Origin of the sequence: Streptomyces sp. NPDC048606, assembly GCF_040650855.1 — a bacterium.
Lineage (GTDB): Bacteria > Actinomycetota > Actinomycetes > Streptomycetales > Streptomycetaceae > Streptomyces.
In genome coordinates this window covers 122,193-147,957 of record NZ_JBEZIB010000010.1, presented here as the reverse complement: position 1 = coordinate 147,957, position 25,765 = coordinate 122,193, and the positions used below count along the sequence as shown (strand labels likewise).

Genomic DNA, 25,765 nt, shown 5'->3' with positions numbered 1-25,765 from the left:
CGGAGTCACCCGTGTCATCGTCCAGGCGCCTCTCCCCCACCCGTCGCATCCCCCTGTTGCCCGGGTTGGTCGCGATCGCCATCGTGGCGGCGGTCACCGTGGGGGCGTGGCTCCAGTTCGGCGAGCGTCAGGCCCTCGACACCGTGTACACGGCGGGTCGCTCCGAGCCCGACCGCGTGGACGTCGACGCGACGATCCAGCGGGTCGACGCCGCCGGCCGGGAAATGGTGCTGCGGGTCCTGGTCACGCCCCGGGGGGCCCTGGCCGAGGCGGGCGGGATCTCCCCCGTGGAGGACCTCGTCCTCCAGACCTCGACGGCCACCCGGGGCGACCTGACCTTCAAGGCGCACCAGCGCATCGCGACCATGGACGTCCCGGTCGCGCTGACGGGCGGCTCGATCACGGACTACCCCTTCGACGCCTACGAGGCGGCCGTCGAGTTCGGCGCGGTCCTCGGCGGCGAGAAGGTCCCGGTCCGGGTCGCCCTCTCCAACAACGACGTGCTCTTCGCCGCCACCGTGGAGCCCTCGACGGCGCAGGGCGTCGCCGTCGTGGACATCGGGCTGGCCCGCTCCAACAGCGTGCTCGTCTTCGCGGTGTTCATGATGCTCGCCATGTGGGCGCTGGCCGTCTCCGTGCTGATCGGCGGTTGGTACCTGGTCACCCGCCGCAAGGGGCTGACCTGGCCCGCCCTCGGCTGGATGGCGGCGACCCTGTTCGCCCTGGCGGCCTTCCGCAACACCGCCCCCGGCGCCCCGCCCATCGGATGCCTGCTCGACTACATCGCCTTCCTCTGGGCGGAGACCGTCATCGCGTTCTGCCTGATCACGGTGGTCATCTGCGGCATCCGCGCCGAGCCGCCGGCCGAGGAGCCCACCGAACCGGCCGAGCCCACCGAGCCCACCGGATCGGCCGAGCCCACCGGGTCGGCCGGGTCGGCCGGGCGGTGACGGCCGACCGGCGGCGGACAATGGTCGCGGCGATCACGACCGGAGAGACGAAGGACCGATGACACTGAACGAGGGCCGGCGGGTCAAGCTCGCGACGGAACTGAGACTGACGGGCACGGTGACCTCGGCCGAGGAGGTCCCGGCCGAGGAGGTCCCGAGCGGCGAGGAGCCGCCCGTCGTCGGGATCCTGTCCCTGGCGGCCGGCACCGGGGGCACCGTCGAGCGGGTGCGCACGCACCACCGGCCGCCGAGCGCGGAGGTCCTGGAGTACGAGCGGCTCAAGTCGCTCCTGGACGACTTCGGCCACCAGATGCCCCCGGTCAGCAGGGGGCAACTGGAGGAGCGGGTCGGGGCCCTGGAGCCGGAGTGGATCGCCCACCGGGAGCGGGGGGCCCGCGTGACCCTCCGCGTCCGCCTCGACAACGGCTTCGTCCTCGACGAGGCCCGCGAGGACCTCTTCGTCCCCGCCTGACCGGCTCCGGCCACGGATACGGCCCACGGCCACGGCCACGGCTCCGGAACCCGCTCGCCGCGCCGGCGGGATCCGGCCGGCGCCGAGGGCCGGCGCGCAAACCCGTACCCGCGACCGCAGTTGGTGGCGGGTACGGTTCCGACATGGACGTTTCCGAAACGAATTCGACGAACGACGACTCGACCCGGGCGGCGGCGGTCAAGGACACCGCGCGGCAGCAGTTGGTGAAGCTGGGCGCCGCGGGCCTGACCCTGGAGGGCGTGGCCCGCGACGGCGGACTGGCCGTCGCCGAGGTGGAGGCCGTCTTCCCGCACCGCGACGACCTGTTGACCGCGCTGGTCATCGACGCCTACGACGCCTCCGGCGCCGCCATGGAGCGGGCCGACCGGGAGGCGACCGACGCGGGCGCGTCGGCGGGCGCCCGACTGCTCGCGGTCACGCGCGCGCTGCGCCAGTGGTCCTTCGACCACTCCGCCGAGTTCACGCTCGTCTACGGCTCGCCCGTGCCCGGCTACCACGCCCCGCAGGAGACGGTGCCGCCCGCCTCGCGCACCCCCGCCGTCCTCGCCGGCATCGTGCGGTCGGCCCTGATCGGCGGCGAACTCACCCCGCCGCGACGCGCGGTGCCCGGTCCCCCGCTGCTCCTGCCCGCGGCCGTGGAGGCCTTCGGCGGACTGCCGGAGGCACCGTTCTCGGACATCATCGAGCGCGGCATCGTGCTGTGGAGCAACCTCATCGGCCTCCTGGTGTTCCAGGTCTTCAGCCGTACCCACGACAGCGTCAGCGACGAGGCGGCGTTCTTCGACTACGCCATCGCCGTGGCGGCCGAGGGCATCGGGCTCGACGTCCCGCTCGGCGACACCACCGACTGAACCGTCCGCCGCACCCGCCGGAACCCCGACACCCCGGAACTCCGGCACCCGTAGGAAATCAGGCCGTGAACACCATCAGAACCCTCTGCTTCGTCATAGCGGCGCTCTCGTCGTACGCCGCGCTGGTCTACCGGTTGTCCCAGGTGCGGCGCAGTTGGCGGGACAGCGCCTACCGCACGCTGATCACCACGCTGCTGCTCCAGTGCCTCACCTTCACGATGGGCGCCGTCGCGATGGGGGGCCCGACCTTCCTGGGCGTCCCCAACCTCGCCATCCTCTGCATGCACCTGTCGGCGGTGGCGTTCTGCGTCGCCGCGCAGATCATCCTGTTGCGCTGGGCGGCGGCGGACGAGGAGGCGGCCCGCAAGGCGCGCTGGTGGCTGATCACCGGCATCGCCCTGAACGTGCTGTTGACGGCGCTGTTCCTGCTCGCCGACGGATCCGGAAGGCCGTCCTCCGACTTCGACACCGGCAGCGGCCGGCCGCTGGTCCTCACGTACCTCCTGGTGTTCATCGTCTCCCAGGCGATCCCGTGCGTGACGATCTTCCGCCAGTGCGGTCCCTACGCGCGGATGACCGACAACGCCTCGCTGCGGCAGGCGCTGCGGATGCTGTCCGTGGCCGCGGTCGTCCTCTTCCTGTACTGCGTGGCGCGGACGGTCAACATCCTGACCGCGGCGGCCGGGGTCGACATCGGCGCCTGGAAGCTCGCGTCCAACGTGTTCAGCGCGACGGGGATCGTCATCCTGTCGCTGAGCCTGACCAACTCCTCCTGGGGCCCGGCGGCCGGCAGGCTGCTGGAGTGGAGCCGCACGTACCGCGCGTACCGCGCGCTGTACCCGCTGTGGCGGGACCTGTACGAGTCCTCCCCGGACATCGCCCTGGAGCCGCCGGGCGCCTCGGTGTCGGACCTGGACTACCGCCTGCACCGGCGGGTGGTCGAGATACGCGACGGCTGGCGGGACCTGCGCCCGTACATCGACCGCACCGGTCCGGGGGCGGGTGGTCCGGACCAAGGGGCGAGCGAGGAACTGCGGCAGGCCTTCACCGAGGCGTCGCAGATCAAGCAGGCCCTGGCGGCCAAACGGAGCGGCACGATCCCCCGGGACAACAAGGACGCCGGCGACTTCGATGACCGCGATACGAACAACTTTGTCGCGGAAGTCGCCTGGCTCACCCAAGTGGCGGCCGCCTACAGTAAACTCGGCAAGGCGAGTTGAGAGCTCCCGCCCGGTTTGCATCCCCCGTCGAACCGGGCGGGCATCTCTCGTCTCCGCCGATTCCCCCGTCCCCTCGCTCCGCGCGAGGACCGACGGGGGTTTTTCGTGCCGGTCTCGCGTATGCCGGTCGCCCGTGCGCCGGACTCGCGTATGCCGGGTCTCGCGTGCGCCGGACTCGTGCGGCCCGTCCTCGCGTACCGGCCCCGTGCACTGGCCCGGCCCATCCCCCGAGGGCCGGGCCAGACCGACATCACCGACAGCCCACTTGGCGACCCCCGTGAGCCAAGTTAGCTGGCAGCTATTCGGTGCGCTCAACGGTGGCGGAGTCCCGGCCAATTGTCAACTGTCCGCTAATCTGTGAAACTGACGTATAGCCAACAGCTATGCCCGCGGGGTGACGGGAGGGAGACCCAGCATGACCGGAACGGACGACCGGCCGCTGCTCGCGGTACGTCTCGACGACCTCTTCAAGACGGTCCGCCCCAAGGGCAGGCACTGGACCAACGCCGAGGTCGCGGAGGAGCTCAAACGGGCCAACCCCGAACTCAAGGTCGGTGGCGTGTACCTGTCGCAGTTGCGGACGGGCAAGCGCTCCAACCCCTCGCCCGACCTGCTGGCCGCCCTGGCACGGTTCTTCGGGGTGTCGGTCGCGTACTTCTTCGATGACGCCGTCGCCGAATCGGTGCTCAGCGAACTCGCCGCGGTCGAGGCGCTGCGCCAGTCCGGGGTCCGCGCCATCGCCATGCGAGCGGCGGGGATGAAGAAGGAGAACCTCCAGGCCATCACGGCCATCATGGACCAGTACCGGCAGTTGCAGGGTCTCCCGCCCGTGACCGATCCGGCCGCGGGTCCCGATGCCGGACCTGGCGCCGGGCCCGATACCGGAACCGATCCCGCCTCCGGCCCCTCCGCTTCCCGATGAGGGGCATGAGGAGGGAGCGTTCGGCCGATCACGACCGCCGCAGCCGACTCAAGAAGCTCCGCAAGGCCGGGGCCCAGCGGATCGCCGCGCTCGACCTGCCGGAAGTGACCGACCTCGCCGAGTTGTGCCGCCACCTCGGCGAGGTGCGCGGCCGGCCGATCATCCTGGTCCCGATGCAGATGCCCTCGTCGCATCCGTGCGGCATGTGGGTCGCCGCCCGCGACGAGGACCTGATCTTCTACGACGCCAACACCACCAGCGCGCATCAGGAGCACATCATCTTGCACGAGCTGGGACACATCATCTGCTGCCACCGGGGCGCCGGCGGGCTCGACGAGGCGACCGCCCGCCTCCTCTTCCCGAACCTCGACCCCGACATCGTCCGCGACATGCTCCTGCGCGCGACGTACGACGACGTCCAGGAGCAGGAGGCCGAGATCATCGCCTACCTGCTCTCGCAGGCGGTGGGCCACCCCGAGCCGGAACCGGACGAACCACCGGCCGCACCGAAGGACGGAGCGGGCGGCGACGCGGGCAAGAACGCCCTGCTCAGCCGCATCGAACGCACGCTGATCTGAGGTGCGGCGGCGGGGCGGGGGCGACCGTCGGGGCGGGTCATCCGTGGAGGCGGGACCGCCCGTCTCTGAGGGGTCGACGCTCGCCTACCGCCCCGCCGCCGCAACCTCCTGCGCCAGGATCGACACCGCGCGGCGGACGTCCTCCTCGCGGTGGTCGCTGGTGAGGAAGAAGCGTAGCCTCGACTGCCCTTCCTCGACGGCCGGATGGAAGATCGGATCGGCGACGACGCCCCGCCGGAAGAGTCCGTCCGCGACGCGCAGCGTCCTCGCCGAGTCGCCGAGCAGGCACGGCACGATCGGGGAGTCGGCGCTGGACCCCGTCGCCAGGCCGGCCGAGGCGGCCAGGTCGCGGAAGAGCCGGGCGTTGCGGGCGAGCGTCCGTACCCGCTGCGGCTCCGCGACGATCAGCTCGGTGGCGGCGAGCGCCGCTGCCGCGTTGGCCGGGGTCAGACCGACGCTGTACACGAAGCCGGGCAGGGTGTGCCTCAGCCAGCGCACCATGCGGGGTGAGCCGGCGAGGTAGCCGCCGCAGCCGGCGAAGGCCTTGGAGAGGGTGCCCATCCACACGTCCACGTCGCGCCGGTCGACCCCGAAGAACTCCCCGACGCCCCGACCGGTCGCGCCGACGGTGCCGATGCTGTGCGCCTCGTCGACCATCAGCAGGGCGCCGTATCGTTTCTTCAGGTCGATCACGGCGGGCAGGTCCACCAGGTCGCCGTCCATGCTGTACGCGCCCTCGACGGCGATCAGGACCCGTCGGAACCGGGAACGGTTCAGCCTGAGCAGATGTTCCAGCCGCCCCGGGTCGTTGTGCGGGAACGGTCGGCGCGCGGCTCCGGACAGGGCGCAGCCCTGGAGGATGCTGTCGTGCGCGAGCGAATCGTGCAGGACCAGGTCGCCCGCGCCGACGAGGTGGCCGATCGCGGTGACGTTGGTGGCGTGCCCGCTCACCAGCGTCAGGCAGTCCCCGACGCCGAGGAAGTCGGCGAGCGCCCGCTCCAGACGGACCGTCAGGTCACGTTCCCCCGACAGCGCCCGGCTCGCGGAGACGGAGGTGCCGTACCGGTCCACCGCCCGGTGGACGGCCTCGTTGACCGCCGGGTGGCCGGAGAGGCCGAGGTAGTTGTAGCTCCCGAAGGACAGGTACGTACGTCCGCCGATCACCGTGGTGTCGCGGACGGTGCCCTCGTGGACACGGAAGTACGGGAAGTCCGCGCCGCTCTCGACGATGGCGCCCAACCGCCCCTCGAATCGCGCGACTTCGGGGAAGTCGTCGACGTGCGCGGTGTCGGCCGTCCACTCGGCCGGCGCGTCCGGACGCGGGGGTTCGGCGGCGGGGGGCGTGGGCGATGGGGGTGGTGGGGGTAGTGGGGCGTGGTCCGGGTCGACAAGTGTGATCAGCCGGCCGACGGTGAGGGCTGGCGCGTACAGCTCGTCGGTCCGGAAGCCGGGGACCCGTCGGGCGATGTTGACCTCCAACTCCTGCAACATCAGCGAGTCGAAGCCCAGGTCACCCACCAGCGTCATCCGCCCGCTCACCTCGGGGAGCGGGAAGACGCCGACCCGCGAGACCTCCTCGCGCACGACGGACGCGGCCGAGGTCGGGGGCGCCGTGGCCTCGGCTGCGGGCTCGGCTTGGGGTTCGGCCTCGGGTTCGGCCTCGGGTTCGTGGTCGCTGTCGTGGGGCGCGACCGGGGGGTCCGGCTCGGCCGGCGCGCGGGCCGCCTCGTCCACGATCCAGTGGCGGCGCGGGGCCAGCGGACTCGGCGGCAGGGTGCACGGCGGCGTACGCCCGGCCATCAGCCGGACGTCCGGCTCGGTCACGGCGCGCCGCGCGAGGTCGGCCAGGACGGCGGTGTGCTCCGGTTCCGGCAGCGACCCGGGCGCCGGGAGGACGAGCTCCACCGGCCGGGCGCGCCGGCCGCCGGTCGACGTACGGGCGCGCTCCGTGCCTGCGGTGCCCGCGGTGCCTGCCGTGCCCGCAGTGCCTGCCGTCAGCCCCGGGCCGAGGTCTCCCGTACCGCCCGCCGCCAGGGCTTCGGCCGCTTCGGTCAGCCCGGCGACGGCGTCGGCGGTGTCGCGTACGACCACGGCGAGGCGCTCGGGGAGCGGCTCCCGACGGGCCAGGGTGCTCGCCACGACGTCCGGCGCGAGCCGCTCGTCGGCGATGGTCCGGGCGACCGCGCGGGCGTGCCGGGCCAGACCGGCCCGGTCGCGGGCGGTCAGCAGGAGGAGCCGCGGCCCCGCTTCGGGGGCGGGGGCGTCGGCCGTGGGGGCGGCCGGCCGCGCGGCGTGCTCCTCCAGCACCAGGTGGACCCCCGTACCGCCGAACCCGAACGCGCTGACTCCCGCCCGGCGGGGCCGCCCGTCGCCGGACCACGGTGTCGGCGTCGTGGCGACGGTCAGCCGCGCGGCGTCGAGGCCTCGGCGGTCCAGCGGTTCGAACCCCGGTTGCGGTGGGATCACCCCGCGCTGCACGGCCAGCACGGACTTGATGAGCCCGGCGATGCCGGCGGAGTTGAGGGAGTGCCCGACCACGGCCTTGACGGCGCCGAGGTGGGCGGGGGCGGGATCCTCGCCGCGCAGTTCGCGCAGCACGTCGAGCTCGACGGGATCGCCGACCGTCGTCCCGGTTCCGTGCGCCTCCAGGTAGCCGACGGCGCCCGGGGGCAGGTCGGCGTCCCGGTAGGCCCGGCGCAGGGCGCGCAGTTGGCCGGACGCTTGGGGGTGCATGCCGCCCTGGACGGTTCCGTCGTTGGCCGTGCCCACGCCCCGGATCACCGCGTGGACGCGATCGCCCGCCGCCACCGCGTCCGCGAGGGGCCGCAGCACCAGTACGCCGGCGCCCTCTCCGAGGACGAAGCCGTCGGCCCCGGCGCCGAAGGGCAGGCACCTGCCGCTGCGCGATATGGCACCGATCCGACACAGGCCCACCAACAGGTCGGGGGTGAGGACCAGTTGGGCGCCGCCGGCGAGCACGATGCGCGAACGGCCGGAGCGCAGGGCGTACACGGCGTTCGCCACGGCCATGAGTCCGCCGGAGCAGGCGGAGTCCAGCGCGTAGCTCTCACCGTGCAGGTCGAAGACCGAACTGATCGTGTTCGGGCCCATGTTGAGGAGGAGGCCCGCGACGGAGGTGCCGTTCATGCCGTCGACCGAGCGGATCGCCTCGGCCCAGGCGGGGGTGGGGGTGGGGGTGTGGGTGGGGGTGGCCGGTGAGCCGAACTCGCCACCGGACAGCTGCCGCATCCGTATCCGCAGGGTGCTGAGTTCGCGGTAGCCGCTCTCGGTCAGCGCGGTGATGACCGAGGTCTCCTCACGGTCGAAGCCGTCCGCCTCCCACCCCGCGTCCTGGACGGCCTCCCGGGCGAGGTCGATCAGGAGCCGGTGCTGCGGATCCATCGCCTTGGCCCGCCGGGGCGGGATGCCATAGTGCGCGGCGTCGAACCGGTCCACGTCCGGCAGCAGCGCCATGGTGTCCGTGTACGTCGACTCCGTGTCGCGGAAGTCGTCGCGCAGGAAGGCCGCCGAACGCCAGCGCGCGTCCGGGACGGCGCCGAACTGGGGCCGCGGATCCAACAGGAGCCGCCAGTACTCGTTCACGTCCCGGGCCCCGGGAAAGCGGCAGGCCACGCCGACGATCGCGATGTCGTCGCGGCGCGCTCCCGGCGAGCCGCGGTGGGGGCGCGCGTCGCTCACCTCCGATCCGGTCACCGGTGTCACCCCGCTGTTGCCGCTCGCTCGCGCCACCAGTCCACGGTCACCTTGACCTGCTCGTCGAGGGGCGTGGCGCGTACGGCGAACGTCGCCTCGTAGGCGCTCGCGTCGACGATGAAGGGCCGGTCGAACTGGTAGCGGACCTCATTGAGTTCGCGGAGCATCGGCGTGAACAGGGCCGCCACCGCGAACACGGCCGGCGGGATCCGGCGCACCGCGACCGGGCCCGAACCGGCCTGCGCGGCGAGGAGGTCGACCATCTCCCGGACGGAACGCGCCGGCTCCGTCGGCACGTGCCACGCACGCCCCCAGGCCCGCTCGTCACCCGCGACCTCGACCAGTGCGCGCGCCACGTCGGGGAGGTACGTCCAACTGTGCGGGGCGTCCGGGTTCCCGAGCGTGGCGACCGGCTTGCCGCGCAGCAGCGGGGGCATGACCCGGCCCGCCAGGTGGCCGCCGTCGGTGACGCCCGGCCCGAAGAAGTCGGAGGCCCGCACCTCGACCGCCTTGATGCGGCCCTGCTCGTGGAGGGCGCGCGCCTGCTCCCAAACGGCGGCGCGGACGCGTCCCTTGGGGCCGGCCGCGGCGAGCGGGAGGTCCTCGGTGAGGGGGCGGGCCACGGGGCCGTAGCCGTAGAGGTTGCCGAGCAGGACCAGCACGGCACCGGTCTCCTCGGCCGCCGCGCACAGCGAAGCGGCCAGCGGGGGCCAGTCGTTCGCCCAACGGGGGTAGGGCGGGGCGGCGCAGCTGTGGAGGGCGACCGCGCCGCGCGTGGCCTCGATCAGCGCCTCGCGGTTCGACGCGTCGAGCGCGACGTGCTCGATCCCAGGCTCCGGGGGGCGGCCCGAGGCGGTGATGACGCGTACGGAATGGCCTTGTTCGGTCAACAGCCGGGCGGTGGCGGCACCGGCGGGTCCGAACCCAATGACGACGTGGAAGCTCACGTACGCACACTAGCGCGGACCCTCGTCGCCCCCGTGGGGCGTATGGCCGATCACCGTATGCCCGCACAGGGGTGGGGCGGGGCAAGTGGGGCCGGGCGGAGGGGAGTCGGGTGGCGCGTGTGCGAAGGGACCGCCGCCGATTCGGCTCCTTTCCGGTGCTGCCGGGCCGCCGGTGGCACGCTCGGGGTGCCCGCCGCCCGCCACCCTCGACATCCCGGCCCGGACTGCCGTCGGATCCCGCACGGGGCGGGGTAGGGGCCGGACGCGGGCGTGCGCGGGCGTGCGCGGGCGTGCGCGGGCGGGGCATCGAAGCAGGGGCACGAAGCGAAGGCACGAAGCTACGGGGCAGACCCTAGGTATCACGTGTAACGAACACACGGCCGTATCGCACATCCCTCTTGCCCGCTCGGGATGGCGGTCACTACAGTTGTTGTTACACGTGTAACTAACGCATGACACGCTGCCGGACGCGAGTGCTCCCGACCCGAATCACAAGACTCGGAGCACCCGCCGATCCGCTCCCCCGCGAAAGGGCCGCAATGACGTCATCGCCCCCGGTCGAGCTCGACCCGACCTGGCCGCCGCCCCCCTTCCAGGCTCCCGTGGCACCCGTGGTGACCGACAGCGGGATCCGCCGCTTCGACGGCGTCACCTACGCGACCCGACCCGGCTACCGCCCCCGACTCCTGGACGTCCAGGTGCCGGCCGGCCCCGGCCCGTGGCCGGTCGTCGTCTGGATCCACGGGGGCGGCTGGCTGGAGGGCGACCGCCGCTACCCGCCGCCGACCGTCCCCGCCGAGCTGCTGCACGGCACCGTCCTCACCGCCGGACTGGCGCTCGTCTCCATCGACTACCGCCACAGCCTCGAAGCCCCTTTCCCCGCCCAGCTGCACGACGTGAAGGCGGCCATCCGCTACGTCCGCAGGTTCGCCGGGGCCTTCGACATCGACCCGGACCGGATCGCCGTCTGGGGCGAGTCCGCGGGGGGCCACCTGGCGGCGCTGGCCGGCCTGACCGGCCCGCACACGCCGGACGCCGCCGAGCTGGAGGGGGCCGAGGGCGTCGGCGGGGGCGACACCTCGGTCCGGGCGGTCGTCGACTGGTACGGCGTCTCGGACCTGGTCGCCCTCCGCGACCACCCCATGCCGCTGATGCCCCCGGGCGTCGAGTTCCCCGACCCGTACGAGGCCCTCCTCGGCGGCACCCCCGAGGAACGCCCGGCGCTGGCCCGGGCGGCGAGCCCGGTCACGTACGCCGCCGCCGGGGGCGCGACTCCCCCGCCGTTCCTCCTGGTCCACGGGCGGCAGGACGGACTGGTGCCCTACAGCCAGAGCGAGGCGCTCGACGCGGCCCTGACGGCCGCCGGTGGCACGTGTTACCTCCAGCCGGTGGAGAACGCCGACCACATCTTCCTCGGCGCCGGGGACGTCGCCTCGATCGTCGCGGACAGCGTGGAGTTCCTCGCCCGCCACCTGGTGGTCGGGACGCCGTGAGCAAGGCCCACCGCGCACGCGTGTAACCCACGGCACGCCACTCGCGGCCCGGCCTCCGGTCCCGGCGGCGGCCGCTTCTGCGACGGCCGTTCGTCCGGCCCCCGCGGACCCGGTGTTCAGGGCGTCGACGAACGGCGACCGCACCGGTCCGCCGGGCCGCACGCCATGCCACCCGCCGCCGTCACCTCGTCCCTCGACCGGTTCGCCGGCCCACAGGGCACGGTCGTGCCCTGGGCACCCCGCTCCCGCTGCTTACACGTGAACAAGGGGGCGGTGCGCAGCTCCCCGGTCACCGACTACGGCGTGAACCCGCCGGTCGTGCAGTTACCGAAGCATCCGGTGGACCGGCCGCGCCCGGTCGATCCCTTGGTCCAGGTCGACCACAGCCCTTCCCGCCGCGCACGCGCCGGGTGCGGCCGGCTCGCGGGTCATCGCGTCGGCGGGGTCAGGAGGACTCCCGCTGGAGGAGGGCCGGCCAGATGCCGCGCACCTCGGCCGTGCGTCCGGACTCGATCAACTCGTGCAACGCGTCCGCGACGATGGCCGCCGACGGCAGGTCCAGGGTGATCGTGCTCAGCGGGGGCTCCTGGAGTGCGGACAGCAGCAGGTCGTCGCAGCCGACGATGGCGGCGTCGCGCGGAATGACGTAGCCCTCCGTGCGCAGCGCGTGCATCAGCAGGGTCGCGTACTCGTCGTTGTAGGCGAAGACGGAGTCCAGGCCCATGCGCGCCCAGTTCCGGGCGAATCCCGTGGCGGACTCGCGGGTGTACACGACCTCCACCGGGGTGATCTTGGCCATGTGCCGCGCGGCGGCCCATTCGGCGCCGGCGAGACGGGGCGCGGCGAAGGCGTTCAGCCCGCGCTCCACGGGCATCACGACGCCGATCCTGGTGCGGCCCTGGCGGATGAGGTGTTCGACGGCGACCGAGCCGATGTCCGAGTGGTCGAAGCGGACGGTGTGGAAGCCGTCGACCGGCTGGGAGGCGAAGGCGAGCAGGCCGCGCACACCGGCCCTGCGCAGCACCTGCGCGGCCTGGGCCGTGACGCGGTCGCCGTCGAGGGCGAGTACGGCGACGGGGCGCAGTTCGGCCCATGCACGGGCGGCCTCGACGGGGTCGGTGAAGCGTCCGGCATGCATGACCGTGGTGTACCCGTGCCGCTCCAGCGCGCTCTGGACTTCGTCCACCCAGTCGCTGACCAGCCGACCGAGCGCCGAGACGGAAGCGGGCATGAGGACGAGGTTGCTGCGACCGGCGCGAAGGGATCGGGCGGTGGCGTTCGGTACGTAGCCGAGCTGGTCGGCGGCGGCCAGGACGCGCGCCCGCGTGGACTCGCTCACCCGATGACCCTGGGTGTCGTTGAGCACGAAGGAAACGGTCGCGCGCGATACCCCGGCCAGCCGCGCGACGTCCGCGCTGGTGATCGACGCGGCGGGTGAGGTGTCTTTGGCCATGGCACGCTTCATCGCTCTCGGTAGCCCCGTGTGTACGCTGCCGGCGAGGTTACACGAGTTAGGAATGGGATCGGGAGGCCGTTCACCCCTCCGAACGGCGACCACCGCCGTCTGTTGACGCGACACCTCTAGACCCGCGCCACGGGCCGACGCAATCACAGAAGGCTCCGTCTCCGACACCCACCCGAAGCCCCCGCCCGGAGGCCACCACCCGGCGCCACGACTCACCCTATCGCCACCCTGAGTAATCTCGACCTCCACTGAGCGTACGCACGGTGACACGCGTTGCCTCGACGTCACTTCGTGTTCGCTCAGCGGATGCTCAGATCCGGATAACGATCCCATCACCGCACAAGGGCCTTTGGACCTGGTCACAGCCGAATAGGCGAAATGCCCGTGATGTTCACCACGGACGGCCGTCCGACCGCGTGGTAAATCTTCACGACCGCCTGCCGGACACCACCCAAGTCCACGCAGGGGCGCTGGAGCCGGCCGACCGCCGGCATGCAACTCCATCACCATCCGGGGGATCGGAATCCGTCCGCGGCCGAGCAAGGCGCGCGGCACGGCATGGAGCGGAAAGGCGCACCACAGCATGACCTCTACGCAGGTCGAAAAGAACTTCGGCGACGACGACGCGACCGGGGCCGGCAACACGCCGAACGCTCCCGAGGAGGGCTACGAGCGCGGGCTCGGCAGCCGTCAGGTCCAGATGATCGCCATCGGCGGCGCCATCGGCGTCGGCCTCTTCCTGGGCGCGGGCGCGAACATCGCGAAGGCCGGCCCCAGCCTCATCCTCATGTACGCCCTCGCCGGCGTCATCGTCTTCTTCATCATGCGGGCGCTCGGCGAACTGCTGCTGTACCGCCCCGTCTCGGGCTCGTTCGCGGAGTACGCACGCGAGTTCCTCGGCCCGTTCTTCGGGTTCGTGACCGGCTGGACGTACTGGCTCATGTGGGTGGTCACCGGCATGGCCGAGCTGACCGCCGCGGCCATCTACGTGCACTACTGGTTCCCAGACGTGCCCCAATGGGTCACCGCCCTGGTCTTCCTGGTGGTGCTGTTCGTCGCCAACCTCATCTCGGTGAAGATCTTCGGCGAGATCGAGTTCTGGTTCTCGATGGTCAAGGTCACGGCCCTGATCGGCATGATCGTCATCGGTATCGGCGTCGTCACCTTCGGCTTCAGCGCGGCCGGTGACACCGCCGCCGTCTCCAACCTCTGGGCCTTCGACGGCATCTTCCCCAAGGGCGTCGGCTCCAGCCTCATGACCCTCCAGGGCGTCATGTTCGCCTACCTGGCCGTCGAGCTCGTCGGCGTCACCGCGGGCGAGTCCGAGAACCCGGAGAAGACCCTCCCCAAGGCGATCAACACCCTGCCGTGGCGCATCATCGTCTTCTACGTCGGCGCGCTCAGCGTGATCCTCATGGTCGTGAAGTGGACCGAGTTCCAGCCCGGTGTCAGCCCGTTCGTGGCGGCCTTCGCCAAGATCGGCATCCCGGCGGGTGCGGCCATCGTGAACTTCGTGGTCCTCACCGCGGCACTTTCCTCGTGTAACTCCGGCATGTACTCCACCGGCCGCATGCTGCGCGACCTGGCCGCCAACTCCGAGGCCCCCAAGGCCCTCGGCCGGCTGAGCTCCACGAAGACCCCGGCCCTCGGCATCACCCTGTCCGCCGCCCTCATGGGCATCGGCGTGGTCCTGAACTACGTGGTGCCGGAGAAGGCGTTCGGCTACGTGACCTCCGTCGCGACCGCGGCGGGCATCTGGACCTGGATGATGATCCTCGTCAGCCACATCCTCTACCGCCGCGCGGTCGTCGCGGGCAAGCTGCCCGCGTCCTCCTTCCCCGCGCCCGGCGGCACGGTGTGCAGCTGGATCGCCCTGGCCTTCCTGCTGATGGTCACCGTCCTGATCGCGATCGACCCCGACAGCCGCATCTCCCTGTACGTGGGCGCCGGCTGGGCCGTCTGCCTGGCGGTCGGCTGGGCCGTGCTGAAGTCCCGCAACCCGCAGATCGCGGCGCGCGCGGCGGCGGCCGGCCAGAACGACCTGGAGCCCGCGGGTCGTTCCTGACCCGCCGTACCGCCCGGACATCGTCCGTCCGCGTGCTCCCCGAGGGGCGCGCCCCGGCCCACCACGGCCGGGGCGCGCCCCTCGGCGCGTTCCCGTACGTGCGGGGGACGCGGACGCGCAACCCGACGCGGAAGCCCGGCGTCTTCCCCCGCAGGACGGCGCGTCGACCGACGCGACACGTGCCACCCACGGAACAGGACAACGTGATGAGCGAGAAGGCCCGCAAGCTGTTCGACGCGCTCGACCTCGACCACGACGGCACGCTTACACGTGTTGAGGTCATCGAGGCCCTCCGCGCCAAGGGCCCCACCCTGGCCGCGCAGGGCATCATCCCGGCCTGGGGCGTCGGGGACGTCGAGGCGTCGTCGGCGCTGTTCGACGCCGCCGATCAGAACGGGGACCGCCTGCTGACCCTGGAGGAGTTCACCGCCGTCGTGGACCGCCGCTTCGGCTGGTAGGAGCCGCCGACGTGCAGTCGAGCCGTACGCTCACCCGGTTCCGGGCGTTTGAGGACGCCCGGAGCGGTAAGGCGCGCATCGAAGGAAGCGATTCCGAGTGACGGGAGTGATGGCCGTGTCGGGTGAGCAGAAGATGCGCGCGAAGAAGGAACAGGTCAAGGGCAAGGCCAAGGAGGCCATGGGCCGCACCGTGGGCAACGAACGCCTCACGGCCGAAGGCCGCGCCGAGCAGGCCAAGGGCGATGCCCGCCAGGCCAAGGAGAAGATCAAGGACGTCCTGAAGGACTAGCGAGGGCGAGCCGGCTCGTCGCGTCGATGGCATCGACGGCGTTGATGGTGCTGTCGTCCCGGGCGGGGGTACCGGATGGATCCGGTACCCCCGCCCCTCTTTGCGACGGCACCTCTTTGCGACGCCTTGCGATTCGCGCCGCCGCGCCGCTCAGGACCCTCAGGACGGGTCCTGCCCATGTGGGTCGGCGGTGTAGCGGATGCGGGCCCACACGGGGAGGACGAACCAGCACAGCAGGTACCAGGCGAACACTCCCCCGACCAGCCAGGGAACCAGGCTGTTGTGGGTCGCGACACGCAGGACGAGGAACAGGGCCGAGGTACACGTGGCCAGTAGCAGGATCAACCCGACGAAGGTGAGCCGGGAGGCCCACGCGACCGCCTCCGGTTTGATCCGGCGCCCCGAGACGATGCGATGGAAGGCCACCGGCCCGATGAGCGCGCCCGTGGCCAGCGAACCCAGCACCACGGTGATGACGTAGATCGTCTTGTCCGTCTGCGAGAGACCGACGAACGTCGGGGCGAAGACCACGGTGAGCAGGAACCCGAAGAGGATCTGGACGCCCGTCTGAGCGACGCGGATCTCCTGGATCAGCTCCTGCCACTGCCGGTCTGCCCGTTCCTGGGGGGACTCGTCCCGTCCGTCCCCCGGTATGTCCTGCCTGGGTTCGGTCACCATGAAGGGCACCTTGCCGCATCCGGGCCGGTGAAACCCGCGAACCCGGGTAGGCGCGCTCCACGGGATGCGGCTCGGCCACCGAGGCTGCGACGGGGCCGCATCCCGGCGGGTCGGGGCGCGGCGCCCTGATCAGTGCGATCCTGGTGTCCTTCTCGTGTCCGTTCCGCTCGGGAAAAGGTGTGGGTCCGGTGGCATCCGGAATGAGCCGCCCGCGTACGGGTAGGCGCCGTACGGAGCCGTTCACCGGACATGGAGAGGTGGTTCCCGATGGCTTCGGCAGCTGGCGGAGACCGGTTCACCGTCGAGGTACGGCACGAAGGGGGTGCGGTCGTCCTCGCGTTGGCCGGCGAGCTGGACCACGATACGGCCGAGCCGTTGCGCGAGGCGCTGGAAGCGGCGCTCGAAGCGGACGGGGCGCGGCTGCTCATCGACTTCTCGGGCGTGAGCTTCTGTGATTCCACGGGGCTCAACGCCGTCCTGCACGGACGCCTCACCGCACGGGAGAACGGCGGCGCCGTCGCCCTGGTCGGACTCCGGCGCCCGGTGGAGCGGATGTTCCGGATCACGGGGGCGGACACGGTCTTCGACGTGTACCCGGACGTCGCGCACGCGCTGGCCGGGCAGGCGGAGGTCGGTCGCGACGATCGCAGCGGTCCGCATGGCTAACGCGGCACGGTAGGACGAGCGGGCAGTCGGGGCATCGGAGTCGGACGGAGGAGTCGCGATGGAGGAGCGCCGGTCACCCGAGGGGAGCCGGCACCTGCTGCTGAACGACACGAAGGACGTCGTCAGCCACTGCCGCGACTTCACCAGGCGGGCACTCGTCGCCTGGGAGTGGCCCGCCCCGCCACCGGACGCCGCCGAATCCGAAGCCGACACCGCCGAGGCCGAGGACGTACTCCTCCTCGTGTCCGAGGTGGTGGCCAACGCCCGCCTGCACGGTGGAGGGCCCCGGTCGCTCCGATTGCGGCGCACCCCGGACGGCCTGCGCATCGAGGTCACCGATCACAGCCCGCATCCCCCCGTGCCCAAGCCCTGGCCCGATCCGGCGCGGCCGGGTGGGCATGGACTCGTCATCGTGCAGCGGCTGGCACACAGCTGGGGCTCGGAGCCCATGGGCGACGACGGGAAATGCGTCTGGCTGGAGGTGCTCGCTCCGCGACCCCAGCGAGGGAGCCGGTAGAACGCACTCGCGCTCTACCGGCTCCCTCGTATGCGTCACGGGTGGGGGGCCGCCGCCGTGTGGTTACTCGCGTTATCGGCGGCCTTCGCGGCGCGACGCGGCGGGAGCGTTGCGCCCGCACCCCGGCGCAGCCTGGTCCTCGTCGACGTTGCCGCCCTCCGCCGGGTCGTCGGGGTCAGGGTCCTCCAGCAGGCCGGCGCGCAGGGTCTCCATGATGCGGGCGAGCAGACGGGACACGTGCATCTGTGAGATGCCGAGCCGGCTGCCGATCTCGCCCTGGGTGAGTTCGTCGCCGAAGCGCAGGGAGAGGATCCGCCGGTCGCGCCCGCCGAGGCCCGCGATCAGCGGCTTCAGCGCCTCCATGCACTCGATCCGGTCGTACGCCGTCTCCTCGACGCCGAGCGAGCGCATCAACGTCGTCCCCTCGGACTCCTCGCCGGCCGGCGCGTCCAGGGATCCGGCCGTGTAGCCGTTGGCGGCGCGGCGGCCTTCGTTCACCTCGCCCTCGGTGATGCCGAGGTGTTCGGCGAGTTCCAGGTCGGTGGGGTGGCGGCCGAGGCGTTGCTCCAGGACGTCGTGGGCCTTCGCGATGTCGAGGCGCAGTTCCTGGAGGCGCCGGGGCACCTTCACCGACCAGGTGCTGTCACGGAAGAATCGTTTGATCTCGCCGGTGACCGTGGGCAACGCGAAGGTCGCGAATTCCACTCCGCGCTCGACGTCGTAACGGTTGATGGCCTTGATGAGGCCGATCGTGCCCACCTGGATGATGTCCTCCAGCGGATCGCTGCGATTGCGGAACCGGTGGGCCGCGTACTTCACCAGGCTGAGATTCAGTTCCACGAGCGTATTGCGCACGTACGAGTATTCGGGCGTGCCCTCGGTGAGTTCGTTCAGCCGCCGGAACAGGGCGACGGAGAGGGTCCGCGCGCTCGCGGTGCTCACACCGAGCGGGTCCTCCGGGATATCCAGGCCGTCCGCGAAACCTACCGTGCGTACGGGCGCTGCGGTTTCTCGGGACATAGACGTCAACCCCATCCTCCGACGGGTGGTCCGGCGCTTTACGCTTCCGACACGGCCGAACCGCCGTGGCTGTCGACCTGGATATACCCGGAACAGGGCGCTTCGACTCACTTAAGGCCTTTTCGCCCTTTTGATGCGCCGTAGTCGACCCATCCAGGTCGCGTGCGGACACGCATGGACGTCGGTCCCGACCGCGTTCAGCGCCGCGACGGCGACCGGCGCGGCCCTGGCGTCCGCCGTCGGTCATGACGTACGCGCGCGCTTACGCTCCGGTACGCCGCCGGCCCGGCCCGTTACACGTGTTCGTCCGGCATGACGCCGCCTCCCGGCCTGGGGCCCCGCCCGGGCCTTCGACCGATCGCCTTCCCGTACCCGGGTTGGGGCTTACCGCCGCCTACAGGTGCGCGTTCAGGAGGCCGTACGGCGCCCCAGCGGCAGCACGTACTGGAGGGGCTGTTCGACGTCGTCCAGCCCGAGCAGCTCGTGGGCCAGGTCGTCGTGGAACCCGCCCAACGGGGTGCCGGCCAGCCCCAGCGCGGCGGCCGTCAGCAGCACGGTCTGCGCGAGGTGACCGGTCTCCAGCAGGGCCATGCGCAGCGCGCGCAGACCGTAACGGCTGCGCAGGCGGCCGAGGTCCGCGTAGAGGCACAGGAACACCGGGGCGTCGTCGACGCCGACCCAGTCGGGGTCGGTGTCCGGCCGGGTGAAGTACGTGGACAGCGCCTTGACCTCCAGGAGGGAGGGCGCCGGGCCGACGTAACGCAGCGTGCGGTTCTCCGGCACGCAGTCGTACGTCCCCTCCGGGACCCCCGCCACGTCCCGGACCAGCAGTCGCACCCGGGCCGTGTACAGGGCGCCCGCGCTCGGGTACGGGCGGTGGACCAGGGTGCGCCGCGAACCGTCCGCGAGGCCCTGTTCGGTGCGGCCGCTCTCGGACAGGGAGTGCCACAGCAAGGAGCCCAGGGTGCCCGCGTCCAGGGGGCCGCCGAGCGGGCCGCGCACCGAGGCGCGGGCGGCGAGCGCGGCGCGCAGCGACACCTCCGGGAGGGCGTCCGCCGGCAGCGGCAGCTCCGGGCGGGCGGTGCGCGGCGGGTGTACCGGGTTCGCCACGGGGCGCACCGCGGTGTCCTCGTTGCGGCCGGTCTGGAACTTGCTGCGCTCCAGGTACTGGACGTCCGCGGAGGTGTGCCCGGTCGGGAAGAAGCCGGGCGGCTCCTCCGTCTCCAGCAGGGTCCGGGCGGCGAGTCGACAGACGGCGCGCTCCTCGTCGGGGCCCACGCCGAACCGGTTGAACAGCATGTGGAGCTGCGAGGCCCAGATCCAGGCCGTCGACGCGGGCGGGGCCTCGGCGGCATCCGCGGTGGCGGCGGCCGTGCCCCGGCCGCGCAGGCGCGCGTCCGCGGCTCGGACCACCTCCGCCCAGCGGGCCAGCCAAGGGGCGGCGGTGCCGTCGGCGAGGCGCTCGCGGACATCGGCGGCGCGTGCGGTGAGAGCCGTGCGCTGGGCGGCGTAGACGACGTTGACGCGGGCGTGGACGGCGGCGCTCGGCAGCAGGGGCACTTCGGTGACCCAGCGCCAGCCGGCGGCGTGTCCCCGCAGCCAGCGCGCGGCCGTGAGCCGGTCCATGCCGAGGCCGTCGACGGTGGCGTGGGCGAGGTCGGCGGCGAGGGTCAGGCGCGCGGAGCCGCCGGCGCCCTCGGGCAGGGCGCGCAGGGCGTCGAGGACGACCCGGCTGGAGGCGGCGAAGACCTCCTCGGCGACGGGGAGGGCGACGGGGCCGCCGTAGCGGTCCGTCTCGGGTTCGTAGGGAACGACGCGGACCTCGCCGTGGCGGGTGGGCCACGGGCCGGATACGGAGGGCACGTCCTCGGCCGCGCGGGAGAGGAGCGCCGGGAGTTCCCCGGCGGCGCGCGGGCTCAGCCCGCGCACCCGGATCCGTACGTGGGGGCCGTCCTCTCCGTAGCGGATGAAGAACCAGTCGGACGCCTCGCCGGCGGCGACCAGGCCATCGAGGAGCGGTGCGGCGCCGCGCAGCAGGAAGGCGTCGGTGTCCTCGGTGGCGCTGTGCAGGAAGAGGTGGAGGCTGTGCCAGGCGTCGGCTTCGGTGGTGGCCCCGGTGGTGGTGGCGCCGGCTGTGGTGCTGGGGCCGGTGGGGCCGGACGCGGCGGCGGGCGCGGCGTCGGTAGCGGCGTTGGTCGTCGTCACGTGCGGTCCTCGATGCGTCGGGGGAACGTCCGGAAGGGGAAGCGTCAGGGGAACGGGTGCGGGTCCAGGGCCAGGTCCTCGTGGCGCAGGGGCCGCTCCACACGGCCGAGGCGGTGGGGCACCTCCAGCAGCCGGGGCAGGCCCCGGGTGCGACGGTTGACGTGCCCGAACGTCATCGGGAGCGATCCCGGCACGATCACCTTCACACAGTGCAGGCCCAGAGCGGCCGCCACTCCAGGCTCGCTCTGGTCGACGGTGACCACTTCCAGGCCGGCCCCGGACAGGCGCTCCACGGTCGCCGCGAGGAGTTCGGTGAGATCGGCCACCGGAGCGGGCGCCGACGGCCAGGCCTCCTCCGGGGTCAGCAGCGGGGTGTCGGCGAAGAGGAACTCCAGGCGCGGTGCGGCCTCGGGGAGGGTGTTCACCCCGACGTGGTCGTCCAGGGAGGTCACGGACTCGGGCCGCTCCAGCATCGGGCGCAGCCGCTCCGGGTCGCGCGGACCGCCGTCGGCGAGTGAACGGTGCGCGGATTCCAGCACGTTGGTGACGACCTCGGCGACGGCGGAGCGGATCGCGGCGCGCGGGTCGTGGTGGGCTCCGGCGGCCAGGAACATGCGGGGGGCGTCCGGGTGGGTGCCCTCGTAGCGGCAGACCGCGAGGACCGCCGGGATGCCGAGGTCGTTCGTCGCGTCGAGGAGCAGGAGGCGGTAGCCGGCGAGGGCGGCCCGGTCCGCGAGCAGGACGGTGTCGAGGTCGTCCGCGGGAAGGACGATGCGGGGCAGGGGGGTGGCGGCGTACCAGGCCATCAGGAAGGCGTCGCGTTCGGCGACCTCGAACAGGCCGTAGAGCGCGGCCTCTTCGGGGCTGTTGCCGAGGCCGCAGCCGTTGGAGGACTCGTAGACCACGCGCGGACGGTCGCTGCCCGCCACGTCCCAGTACGCGACGTGTTCGGGGACGGCGACGGGGCGCCGGTGGGTCAGCGACCAGCCGCGGACCCAGTCCAGCTCGAGGTCGGGGCTGTACGGGACGGTCGTGGAGGAGGGGTGGCCGTGGTGGGCGGGATCGGGCAGTCCGAGCCGTTCCGGGTCCACCGCGCGGTCGGGGCCGAGAGCGGCGAAGGAGGCGCGCAGGTCGGTGCGGCGGGCGCTGGGGCGCATGCCCGCGTAGCGCTCGACGGCCTCGAAGAGGGCGATGCGTTCGCTGGAGGTGAAGTCGCGGGCGCGGCCGTATCCGCCGTCGTCGATGTTCCGGCCGTCGGTGACGAAGGCGCTGGTCAGGCAGAAGGCGGAGCCTTCGGTGCGGAAGAGGCGGCGGACGGGGCCGAAGCGCTCGTCGTGCAGGGTGTCGCGCAACCGGTCGGGGGTGGTGAGGGGGTTGGGCTCGCGCAGGACGTACGGGTCGGGGAGGGGGCGGGGGGTGGAGAAGGGCGCCACGGGCGGGGTCGGGAGCGGGGTCGCTGCCTTGGCCGCTGCCGCGGCGGCGGACGGGGCCGCGACTTCGGTGGCGGAGTCGGCGGAACCGGAGAGGTCGGCGGAGTCGGCGGGCAGCGGGTGGCAGACGGCGCAGCCGCCGACGGGGCGGACTCGGTGGGTGCTCCAGGTGCCCCGGCCCTGGTGCACGACGTGGACTACGGACGTACGGGGCTCGGTGGTTGCGGCGGCGGGGTCGGCATGGGCCGCGGTGCGGGGTGGGTTACTCGTGTTGCCGGCGGGCTCCTCGTCCAGCAGTTCCCGGACCAGGGCCCCGACGGACGCCATCAGCGCCGGGGACGGGACCCCGCCGAGCGCGAGCCCCGGGCTCTGCCACGGTACGCGCCCACCGGCCGTGGCCAGCCGCTGGTACTCGGTGCAGGACAGGCAGGCCGCGGCGCCCGGCCGCAGTACGGGGCCGATCACGGCAAGAGCTCCGTCGAAGCGCACCGGAACCAGGGTCACCGGGTGCGCGAGCGCGTGCCGACTCAACTCCTCCGCCACGCCGAGGGTCCAGTCCGTCAGCAGGACGACGGCCACGCCGTCCGTGGTCGCGGTCGCGGTCGCGGCGTCGACGACCGGCACGCCGAGGGGGCCGAGGACGTCGCCGACCGCCGGTGCGACTGCCCCGGCGGTACCGGGAGTCGCGGGGGCGGGGGCGGTGACGGTGGGCGTGCTCATCGGGTCTCCTGCGGGGTGTGCAGCACGGTGAATCCGAAAGCCCTTACGAGGGAGAGGAGTTGGTGGTCGTCGGCGTGGGTCGCCTCCTCGGTCGGGGGCAGCTTGGGCAGCCGGCTCAGGGCGTCCAGCAGGGCCTCCTCGCGCTCGGCGAGAGCGGCGAGCCAGCCGTCGGTCCAGCCGTCGTCCTCCCAGGCGGCCGTGCGAACCTCGGCGGAGGCCAGCGGGGCGACGGCTCCACCGGAGGCACGCACCGAAGCAACACGTGTAACGCCCAACGCGGGCGCGGCCGACGTGTCCGAGGCGGCGGCGACGGCCGCGAGGGCCGCGAACGCCGCCGCGTCGCCGGGGGTCGCCTCGACCGCGCGGCCGAGAACGGGCTCGGCGCCCCCGTCGGGCATGCGGCGGTGCACCACCGCGAGGTACGCCTCCCGGTCCGGGGCGAGTCGGCGGACCTCCAGCCGGGCGGGCACGGCGAGGCGGGCCGTGAGGGTGGTCCACCAGTGGCGCAGCTGCGGATGCCGCTCCCAGGGGCCGCTGGGCAACGGGGGCGCCGTGATGGCGCTCGGGAGGTGCCGGGCGGCCGCTTCGCGCAGGGCACGGCCCCGGGCGTGGCCGGGCGTGGCTCCGACGCTCAACCCCTCCGGGCCGAGGAGCGATTCCGCCACCCGGCAGAACGCCTCCAGGCGGGCCAGATCCAGTCGGGGCGCACCGGCGACCACGGTGACCCCGGGGGGCGTGGCGCCGGGCAGCTCGCAGGAGGCGAGCGGGACCGGCATCTGACGCAGGTCCTCCGGCAGCGGCGCGGGCAGCGCCCCGCAGCGTTCGTCCCCGAGCGCGGCCAGTCGGCGCAGTGCGTCGGCGAGGGTGTCGGCCGGGCCGAGTTCGGCACGCCGGTCCGCGTCGATCCGCTCCGGGCCGAGCCAGGTCACGTAGTCGGACCGGGCCGGTCGGGCCTCGGCGAGGAGCACGGCGGGCAAGCCGGGCAGGAGCCGTTCGTCGCCGCCCTCGAACGCCGGGTCCGGGAGCCGGGCGGCGGCGCACAGCAGCCGGTGGGCGGCGGCGCTCCCGAGCAGGGCGGCGGACGCGGGCGTGGCACCGGGCCCGCCGGGGGCGAGGCGCGCCTCCAGGGCGGCGGCGTCGGATCGCGCCTGGGCGGCGCTGCCCGGGGCGGTGACCCAGCCGGTGCCGCCGCACAGTCCGGCGGCGACGGCCACCGGGGCGGTACGCGGCTCCGCACTCGTTACACGTGTGCGGAGCAGGATCCGGTCCGCCGGCAGGAGCGGGTCGGCGGTGTACGTCACGGTCGGCCCGCCGAGTTCCAGGGCCCGGCCGGCGGCTCGGGCGAGTTCCCCGTCCGGGGCGCCGGCGACGACCTCGAACCGCGTCGAGGCGAGGGCGGCCGCAGCCGCTCCGGGCCGTTCCGAGGTGGCGGCCGTCCACCGCTCCACTGGATTCGCGACGGTGTCGTGGGCGTCGGCGGGCCGCGCCACGAGCAGATCGTGCTCCTCGAGTTGACCGATCAAAGTCTCCACCGCCCGGCGGGTGGAGGAACCCGGTTCGAGGCTCGCCACCGCGTCGTCGAGGCGACCGGCCCGCAGGGGGCCTTCCAGTGATCGCCACAGCACCGGAAGGGCGGCGCTGCCCTCCAGGGTGACGCTGCCGCGCCGGCCGCGCAGGTGCAGGCCGGCCCGTAGCGGCGTCACCGCCACGCCCGGGCGCAGCACGCGCACGGTGCGGGGCGCCCCGGCCGCACCCGACTCGGGCGTGACGTGCGGGGTGGTGACGGTCCGGGTGGTCGCGGTCATGCGCGGGCCTCCACTGCTTCGATGGCGGCGTCGATCTCCGTGCGCCAGTCGACCCCGGTCACGGCGGGAACGGCGCGGACGACCAGATGGGCGGCCAGGTAGCGTTCCAGCGGGCGGACGTCGCAGATGGCGAGGAGGCGGTACAGGGCGTTGGTGCAGGAGCGGTAGATCAGGTAGTCCGGGTGGCTCCACATCCGGCCCTGCGGGTCGGAGCGGCTCAGCAGGCGGTGGAACTCGCTGAAGCGGGTGCGGGTTTCCGGGTTCCAGCGCTGGGCGGCGGCCGCGTCCCCGGTGGCTGCGGCGCGCTCGCGGTAGGCGGCCGGTGAACCGTGTAACTCGGCGCCCTTCTCGTGGCGGGCGCGCACCCGCTGCCAGGCGTCGGCGGAGAAGTCCACCCAGGCCCGCTCCCAACCCCGGGCTCCGTCGCCGGCGATCCGGGTGACGAGGTCGGTCACCGTCTCCGCCGCGCGCTCCCAGCGGCGCTCGAACCCCGCGCGGAGGCGGCCGTCCGGGTCGTCGTGGACGAGGAAGTCCTCCAGGTGGGACACGTAGGAGTAGTGGCCGCCCGCGAGCCCGCCCGGATGGGCGCGGGCGTGCGCGACGAGGGCGGTCACGGCGAGCGCGAGCCGGGCCCGCGCGCCCTGACCGGGGTCGTGTTCGTGGGCTGCGAGGAAGCCGGCGCCGGCGCGCAGTGCGGGGAGTCCGGCACGCAGCAACTCGTCGCGCAGGTCGGATCCTTCGTCGCCGAGGAGGGAGCGCAGGGAGGATCCGTCGACAGGCTCGATCCGCACCGTGTTCTCCGCGACGATCGGCCCGTAGGGCGGGGGGATCAGCTCGGCGCGCCCGGCCTCGGCCGCTTGGCGCAGGAGCTCGTCGTCGGTGAGGTCACCGCGCGAGGGGTTGAGGTGGATCCACTCGCGGATCCGGTCGGCGGCGATGGTGGCTGCGGCTTCCCGGTGGGCGCGCGGGCCGTGCAGGCGCAGTCGTAGGTGGGGGCCGTGGAGCCAGTGGCGTTCGACGTGGGCGTTGAGGCCCTCGGCCTCGTGGGCGGCTGCGAGCGGGAGGAGTAACTCGTGTAACAGCCGGGCCTTGACGGGCTGGTGGTAGTAGGCGACCACGTCGAGGGCGTCGTCACCGGCAAGGCCGCGGTCCCGGTCGGAGTTCCGGGCGAGGGCGACGCCGTTCGAGGCGTCGTCGGCGGGGTGCTGCGCTGCTCCCGGCACGTTCTCTTCCTCCGTCGTCTGGGGGCGGGGCGGGTGGGACGGGTAGGACGGGTGGT

General features: G+C 73.1%; 21 protein-coding genes. 12 read left to right on the top strand and 9 right to left on the bottom strand.

Features of this window, described 5'->3' with window-relative positions:
- Positions 1 to 11 precede the first annotated feature (11 nt).
- The 6 genes from AB0D01_RS13615 (at position 12) to AB0D01_RS13590 (ending at position 5,014) form a co-directional block, all read left to right on the top strand.
- Positions 12 to 950, top strand: coding sequence for a DUF4436 domain-containing protein (locus AB0D01_RS13615; protein WP_363055309.1), 939 nt, complete (start codon positions 12 to 14; stop codon positions 948 to 950).
- Positions 951 to 1,008: 58 nt separating this feature from the next.
- Positions 1,009 to 1,422 (top strand): hypothetical protein, encoded by a 414-nt coding sequence (locus AB0D01_RS13610; protein ID WP_363055308.1) that lies wholly within the window; start codon positions 1,009 to 1,011, stop codon positions 1,420 to 1,422.
- A 143-nt stretch (positions 1,423 to 1,565) separates the two neighbouring features.
- Positions 1,566 to 2,294, top strand: coding sequence for a WHG domain-containing protein (locus tag AB0D01_RS13605; protein ID WP_363055307.1), 729 nt, complete (start codon positions 1,566 to 1,568; stop codon positions 2,292 to 2,294).
- Positions 2,295 to 2,359: 65 nt separating this feature from the next.
- Complete coding sequence (locus AB0D01_RS13600) at positions 2,360 to 3,514, top strand: MAB_1171c family putative transporter (protein WP_363055306.1); 1,155 nt, start codon at positions 2,360 to 2,362, stop codon at positions 3,512 to 3,514.
- A 415-nt stretch (positions 3,515 to 3,929) separates the two neighbouring features.
- Positions 3,930 to 4,436, top strand: coding sequence for a helix-turn-helix domain-containing protein (locus AB0D01_RS13595; RefSeq protein WP_363055305.1), 507 nt, complete (start codon positions 3,930 to 3,932; stop codon positions 4,434 to 4,436).
- Positions 4,433 to 5,014 (top strand): toxin, encoded by a 582-nt coding sequence (locus tag AB0D01_RS13590; RefSeq protein WP_363055304.1) that lies wholly within the window; start codon positions 4,433 to 4,435, stop codon positions 5,012 to 5,014. Before AB0D01_RS13595 ends, AB0D01_RS13590 begins: the two co-directional genes overlap by 4 nt.
- Before the next feature lie 84 nt (positions 5,015 to 5,098).
- Here the strand turns inward: AB0D01_RS13590 and AB0D01_RS13585 are convergent, their stop codons facing one another.
- Positions 5,099 to 8,713: an aminotransferase class I/II-fold pyridoxal phosphate-dependent enzyme gene (locus tag AB0D01_RS13585; RefSeq protein WP_363055398.1), complete on the bottom strand. Its 3,615-nt coding sequence runs from the start codon at positions 8,711 to 8,713 to the stop codon at positions 5,099 to 5,101.
- Between the two features lie 20 nt (positions 8,714 to 8,733).
- Positions 8,734 to 9,675 carry an NAD-dependent epimerase/dehydratase family protein gene (locus AB0D01_RS13580; protein WP_363055303.1) on the bottom strand — a complete coding sequence of 314 codons (942 nt, stop codon included), beginning with the start codon at positions 9,673 to 9,675 and terminating at the stop codon, positions 8,734 to 8,736.
- A gap of 539 nt (positions 9,676 to 10,214) precedes the next feature.
- Here AB0D01_RS13580 and AB0D01_RS13575 point away from each other — a divergent pair.
- The gene (locus AB0D01_RS13575; RefSeq protein ID WP_363055302.1) at positions 10,215 to 11,168 is read left to right on the top strand and encodes an alpha/beta hydrolase; all 954 of its coding nucleotides are present in this window, start codon (positions 10,215 to 10,217) and stop codon (positions 11,166 to 11,168) included.
- Between the two features lie 445 nt (positions 11,169 to 11,613).
- Here the strand turns inward: AB0D01_RS13575 and AB0D01_RS13570 are convergent, their stop codons facing one another.
- Positions 11,614 to 12,621: a LacI family DNA-binding transcriptional regulator gene (locus AB0D01_RS13570; RefSeq protein WP_363055301.1), complete on the bottom strand. Its 1,008-nt coding sequence runs from the start codon at positions 12,619 to 12,621 to the stop codon at positions 11,614 to 11,616.
- A 595-nt stretch (positions 12,622 to 13,216) separates the two neighbouring features.
- On the opposite strand from AB0D01_RS13570, the gene AB0D01_RS13565 reads away from it, so the two are divergent.
- From AB0D01_RS13565 to AB0D01_RS13555, 3 genes are all read left to right on the top strand, one after another.
- Positions 13,217 to 14,698, top strand: a complete 1,482-nt coding sequence (locus AB0D01_RS13565) for an amino acid permease (RefSeq protein ID WP_363055300.1) — start codon at positions 13,217 to 13,219, stop codon at positions 14,696 to 14,698.
- A gap of 206 nt (positions 14,699 to 14,904) precedes the next feature.
- Positions 14,905 to 15,156 (top strand): EF-hand domain-containing protein, encoded by a 252-nt coding sequence (locus AB0D01_RS13560; protein ID WP_363055299.1) that lies wholly within the window; start codon positions 14,905 to 14,907, stop codon positions 15,154 to 15,156.
- A gap of 115 nt (positions 15,157 to 15,271) precedes the next feature.
- Entirely contained in the window at positions 15,272 to 15,445 is a 174-nt protein-coding gene (locus AB0D01_RS13555; protein WP_363055397.1) for a CsbD family protein, read from the top strand.
- A 159-nt stretch (positions 15,446 to 15,604) separates the two neighbouring features.
- Here AB0D01_RS13555 and AB0D01_RS13550 read toward each other — a convergent pair whose 3' ends face one another.
- Positions 15,605 to 16,123 (bottom strand): DUF6328 family protein, encoded by a 519-nt coding sequence (locus tag AB0D01_RS13550; RefSeq protein ID WP_363055298.1) that lies wholly within the window; start codon positions 16,121 to 16,123, stop codon positions 15,605 to 15,607.
- A 267-nt stretch (positions 16,124 to 16,390) separates the two neighbouring features.
- On the opposite strand from AB0D01_RS13550, the gene AB0D01_RS13545 reads away from it, so the two are divergent.
- The gene (locus AB0D01_RS13545) at positions 16,391 to 16,789 is read left to right on the top strand and encodes an STAS domain-containing protein (RefSeq protein WP_363055297.1); all 399 of its coding nucleotides are present in this window, start codon (positions 16,391 to 16,393) and stop codon (positions 16,787 to 16,789) included.
- A 58-nt stretch (positions 16,790 to 16,847) separates the two neighbouring features.
- Entirely contained in the window at positions 16,848 to 17,306 is a 459-nt protein-coding gene (locus tag AB0D01_RS13540) for an ATP-binding protein (protein WP_363055296.1), read from the top strand.
- Positions 17,307 to 17,378: 72 nt separating this feature from the next.
- Here the strand turns inward: AB0D01_RS13540 and AB0D01_RS13535 are convergent, their stop codons facing one another.
- From AB0D01_RS13535 to AB0D01_RS13515, 5 genes are all read right to left on the bottom strand, one after another.
- The gene (locus AB0D01_RS13535) at positions 17,379 to 18,248 is read right to left on the bottom strand and encodes a SigB/SigF/SigG family RNA polymerase sigma factor (RefSeq protein WP_363055295.1); all 870 of its coding nucleotides are present in this window, start codon (positions 18,246 to 18,248) and stop codon (positions 17,379 to 17,381) included.
- A gap of 486 nt (positions 18,249 to 18,734) precedes the next feature.
- The gene (locus AB0D01_RS13530; protein WP_363055294.1) at positions 18,735 to 20,531 is read right to left on the bottom strand and encodes a thiopeptide-type bacteriocin biosynthesis protein; all 1,797 of its coding nucleotides are present in this window, start codon (positions 20,529 to 20,531) and stop codon (positions 18,735 to 18,737) included.
- 44 nt (positions 20,532 to 20,575) lie between these two features.
- On the bottom strand, positions 20,576 to 22,681 hold the full coding sequence (locus tag AB0D01_RS13525; RefSeq protein ID WP_363055293.1) for a TOMM precursor leader peptide-binding protein: 2,106 nt from the start codon (positions 22,679 to 22,681) through the stop codon (positions 20,576 to 20,578).
- Positions 22,678 to 24,486 carry a hypothetical protein gene (locus AB0D01_RS13520; protein WP_363055292.1) on the bottom strand — a complete coding sequence of 603 codons (1,809 nt, stop codon included), beginning with the start codon at positions 24,484 to 24,486 and terminating at the stop codon, positions 22,678 to 22,680. The genes AB0D01_RS13525 and AB0D01_RS13520 overlap by 4 nt, the downstream gene beginning before the upstream one ends.
- Complete coding sequence (locus tag AB0D01_RS13515; RefSeq protein ID WP_363055291.1) at positions 24,483 to 25,709, bottom strand: lantibiotic dehydratase C-terminal domain-containing protein; 1,227 nt, start codon at positions 25,707 to 25,709, stop codon at positions 24,483 to 24,485. The genes AB0D01_RS13520 and AB0D01_RS13515 overlap by 4 nt, the downstream gene beginning before the upstream one ends.
- Between the last annotated feature and the right edge of the window lie 56 nt (positions 25,710 to 25,765).